The sequence below is a fragment of the Paraburkholderia sp. EG304 genome (genome assembly GCF_046543485.1).
GTDB lineage: Bacteria > Pseudomonadota > Gammaproteobacteria > Burkholderiales > Burkholderiaceae > Paraburkholderia > Paraburkholderia youngii.
The window spans coordinates 1-3,105 of the sequence record NZ_JBKGUA010000166.1; the positions used below are offsets into that span (position 1 = coordinate 1).

The following is a 3,105-nucleotide window of genomic DNA, read 5'->3' on the forward strand; positions in this document are numbered from 1 at the left end:
TGCTGGAACCGTTCAGCCGGCGTTTCGTAATTCAGTGTCTTCCTTGGACGCTCATTCAGCCTTCTTGCCACGGCATTAAGTTTGGCCTGAGAGTAGACCGACAGATCGATACCTTTCGGGAAGTACTCCTCGTCGCGGTACCCGTAAGCTCTGCGTTTGATGACCTTGATCGTGTTGTTGATCCCTTCAACGATGCTGGTGTTCAGTGGGTGGTGGCAGCGCGCCAGGATTCCATGCCAGTAGCCTTGCAGGCGCTGCGCAAACAGTTGCAGGGCGGCGATACCGCTCTGGCTTGCCTGCTCGCACCATTGCTCCCAGGCCTTCTGCGCCCAGGCAGGCTTGCGATAGAACCAGAGCCGTTTGAGTTCGTCACGTAGCACGTAGACACACAACAGCGATTGGTTGGCAGCCAGCAGTTCCTTCAGATGCACCGACTGCTCAGGTTTCAGGTTGCGGCGGTTACGCAACAGCAGCCAGCGGCTGGACTTCAGGACCTTGCGCGCTGGCCTGTCATGGCGAAGCTGGTTGGCCTGATCGACGCGCACGCGATCGATGACTTCGCGCCCGTATTTGGCCACGACGTGGAACAGGTCGTAGACAATCTCGGCCTGCGGGCAATGTGCGTTGATCTCCAGTTCATAGGCCGTGGTCATGTCGATTGCGACGGCCTCGATGCGTTCGGCGACGCCTTCCGGTAGCTGCTCAAAGAAGGCCCTGGCTGTCTCGCGGGAGCGTCCCGCTCCTATCCACAGCACCTGTCGGCCGATCGGATCGACCACCACCGTGGCGTACCGATGACCTTTATGGAGCGCGAACTCATCCATCGCCAGATAGCGGATCGTCGACCAGTCCGGTTCGGCCACGCGTGCGCGCAGGCGCAACTTGTCGATCGATTTGACCGTGTGCCAGCCCAGATCGTAGAAGGCCGCCACCGCCTGTACGCTGGCCGCCTGCAGCAGCTTCTCGCACGCCTTGGCGAAGCGCTCAGTCACCCGCTGGTAGCGGCCCAGCCACTCCAGCTTCTCCAGGCGCGGGCCACCGCAGTGTTCGCACCAGACGTCTCACACCACTTTGACTTGGGCTGCCGGACGGCGAACCACGCGAAGTGCATGAGCCACCCCTGAACCGCCCGAGTCAGAGCACGGATCACCTGAGCAGGCGGCAGGGCTGGCGCGCGCGATTGCGCGAACCATGCAATACATCCATACGCATACGCCGGAGGAAATTGCGGACAAGATGCCCAAGGATTGCTACGGTGGCGACAAGTCCCTCTATGTACAGGCGCTGAAGTCGACCATGGCGATGTCCACGCCCGATGGAAAGATGCCTGCGGGCGGTCCGGAGAATGTTCTCACGGTCCTGTCGACGATCAACCCGGCGATCAAGGGTAAGCATATCGATCTGCAGCGGACGTACACCAATGAGTTTGTCGCTACTGCGAAGGCATCGTGATTGGTCGTGCTGCCGGACACGGTTAGCCGTGAGACGCGCTAGTTCAGCTAGCAGGTTCGGGCACCGCTTGTCCGTCTTTAGACGGAATCGATGGACGTTATACTGGAAAGGAGCGCAATAATGAGCGTCGACGCGTATCGACTGTCTCTCATGGGCTGGACGTGCTGAGTGGTGGGCCGACCAAGACTGCCGGTGAATCGGTGAAGGCTCTTAAGTTGGGGGTTGGGAAGCCGAAAAGCAGGGGCGGTGGCATCCGGCGGCGTCAGTGTAGTGTTCGGACTCCCCAGTCTTTTTTTGAGAAGTACGATCGCGGGAACCCCTTTGACTAAGGAAAACACACCTCGATGTCCAAACAACACAATCGTCGCCAACGCAAGAAGCTCCATCTCGGCGAATTTCAGGAGCTGGGCTTCGCTGTGTCCGCTGCGCTACGCGAGGGTGTATCCGCAGCGGACGCCGAACTGGTTTGTGATTCGTTCATCAGTGAGCGTATCGAGGCCACCCGGCTGGCATATGGTGGAGCGATCGTGGACAAGCTTGATGGATTCGTCACGGCCTATGCCGGTCGGGCATCAGCGACGGAAGCGCAGCGCGGCGTCGTACGCGATTGGCTCGAAGCGAGGCCCGAACTGATGGCTGTTGACGTCGGACCACTCGTCGACGGGTGGTATGGCCACGACTAGGAAAACACCATGCAACGACACGCGATGTCGGCCAGGTACGAGGTAGTCAACAGCGTGAAACCGGTCGCCGGCCGCGTCGAGTTTGTTGCGCGTGTGGCTGAGGCTACGAAGGGAAACGACATGGCCGCACGAGCGCGGCGGGCTGTTGCCCGTCGATCGGGCATCCGACTCGCTGATGTCAAGATCCTCGTCATGTCGAGTTAAACAGGACGGAAAACGGGTGACTGGATGATGAGAAACATGTCTACCGTGCTTTATGTCCTGACGCTGGTGATCCTGATTACCGGCATGGATGTGCTGGTTTTCAGGGACCGGTTCAGGGAACGGCTGATGGCGAACGTCGAGATTGTCCTGCTGTTCGCCGCCTTCTATCGGCGATACATGAAGAATCCGTGAGTGCAGTGACCTACAACAAGACGGAAAACGTAGCGGAGGTCGCGGTGAGCAAACGATCGAATGTAGATACGCCGGCTGACCGGCTAGATCGAGCGCGCAGCTCGTTCATTAGCTACATCGAAGCGACCGTAAAGCCACTGCTCAAATCGACCGGAGCCGAGCAGAGGCTACTGCTTGGACGAATTCGGCGATCAGGCAGCAGCTAAAGCAGTCGGTGGTGGTGCGCCGACGCTTCGCCCGTTCCTTCGTTGGGGCGCTTTCTTTCGCCGGAGTCGCCGCACTGGAGCTATAGCGGTACGCAATCCCGGGAAAATACTGAGACAGAAATCGGGAAAGTAGCCTGTATGAAGGGCTGATCTCATTGCATGGAGGAACAACCATTGCTACGCTAGGGCCCAGCTTAAGACGGTGCAGTAACGCGCAGCGTCGTGTGCCGTCTTAAGCGGTTCTCTAACAGGCTGTTGAAATACCTCCCGCGCACGTCATCCGCGCGGGAGGGGTAAACGTTGAAACAAAGAACCGGACAACACTGAGACTGAAGCGATGCGCGGAGCGGACGGCTATACCGAGTCGA

General features: G+C 59.0%; 2 protein-coding genes and 2 pseudogenes. 3 read left to right on the top strand and 1 reads right to left on the bottom strand.

Going from position 1 to position 3,105, the window contains the following annotated elements; translation table 11 throughout:
• Positions 1 to 1,058, bottom strand: a pseudogene (locus ACLFKU_RS42880) (ISL3 family transposase); the annotation flags it as partial.
• 94 nt (positions 1,059 to 1,152) lie between these two features.
• Between ACLFKU_RS42880 and ACLFKU_RS42885 the strand changes: the two are divergent.
• From ACLFKU_RS42885 to ACLFKU_RS42895, 3 genes and pseudogenes are all read left to right on the top strand, one after another.
• A pseudogene (locus ACLFKU_RS42885) lies at positions 1,153 to 1,452 on the top strand (ABC transporter substrate-binding protein); the annotation flags it as partial.
• Between the two features lie 344 nt (positions 1,453 to 1,796).
• The gene (locus ACLFKU_RS42890; protein ID WP_410853275.1) at positions 1,797 to 2,135 is read left to right on the top strand and encodes a YggL family protein; all 339 of its coding nucleotides are present in this window, start codon (positions 1,797 to 1,799) and stop codon (positions 2,133 to 2,135) included.
• Between the two features lie 240 nt (positions 2,136 to 2,375).
• Positions 2,376 to 2,531 carry a hypothetical protein gene (locus ACLFKU_RS42895; protein WP_410853276.1) on the top strand — a complete coding sequence of 52 codons (156 nt, stop codon included), beginning with the start codon at positions 2,376 to 2,378 and terminating at the stop codon, positions 2,529 to 2,531.
• Positions 2,532 to 3,105: the final 574 nt, after the last annotated feature.